The organism is Roseivivax isoporae LMG 25204 (genome assembly GCF_000521865.1).
Classification (GTDB): Bacteria; Pseudomonadota; Alphaproteobacteria; order Rhodobacterales; family Rhodobacteraceae; genus Roseivivax; species Roseivivax isoporae.
On record NZ_JAME01000132.1, the window covers coordinates 1 to 880 of the forward strand.

Consider the following 880-nt stretch of genomic DNA (forward strand, 5'->3'; position numbering starts at 1 on the left):
TGCGGATCGGCGACGCCTTCGACCGCATGGAAGCCGCCGCCCGCAAGGCTCACGTCCAGGCGAACGCTCGGCGCAAACGGGAAGGCAAGGATCCGCTTCCGTTCGTGCCGCCGTTTTCGATCGGGCAGCAGGAGATGGGGCGTGAGTATGCGAGGCTGGTCGAGCGATGCGAGGCCGCGGGCGTCAAGTGCTCGTCGCTCGAAACGGTCGGCGGTGGCGGTGGCGACGCGGACGCCCGCGAGGCGGCGATCATCCATGATCTGCAGCGCCTGCGTCTACTACGCCGTCGGGTCGGCGATGGTCTTGCACGCGAAGTCCGGCGGCATCGGCCGAGTGCGACAGGTGGCAAGCGGACGGCCATTCGCATCAGCTGTCTCGTCGACGCGGTCTGCCTCGGCGACATGTCCCTCGATGATGTCTTCTCAAAGTATGGCTGGGGCAAGGTGGACGCGAAAATGCGCGGAGAGCTGCGGAGCGCCCTATGTGGTGCCCTCGACAGGATGCGGGGCTTTGACTTGGCCCGACCCCAACATGCGGCTTGACAGCTAACCTCGCTGCAGGCAGAGACTATGTCATCATCACGAAATGCGCCCGGGGCAGAGATGCCGCCGGGCGCACTGCTTTCGTAGTCCTCGATTGTTTACGAACATTCGAGGACGTCATCGTTACGAGCCGAACAAGTATAGTTCGACGATCGCACGAATAATCTGGCGGATGAGCCAGCGGGCGAGCGTGAGCATGATTCACCTCCTTTCTGGCTTGGAGGTGTGTCTGATCTTTAAAATCGCGTAAGCGCCGACCTGCGCGATAGTGACAGGCCAGCTGCCGCGACGGGGCGGCTAGCCGACCATTCATCAGAGCGGGGGACGCATGGGCGCGC

1 pseudogene is annotated in these 880 nt (G+C 63.5%); it reads left to right on the forward strand.

Annotated elements, in window-relative coordinates:
* Positions 1-542 (forward strand): annotated as a pseudogene (locus RISW2_RS25230) (hypothetical protein); the annotation flags it as partial.
* Positions 543-880: the final 338 nt, after the last annotated feature.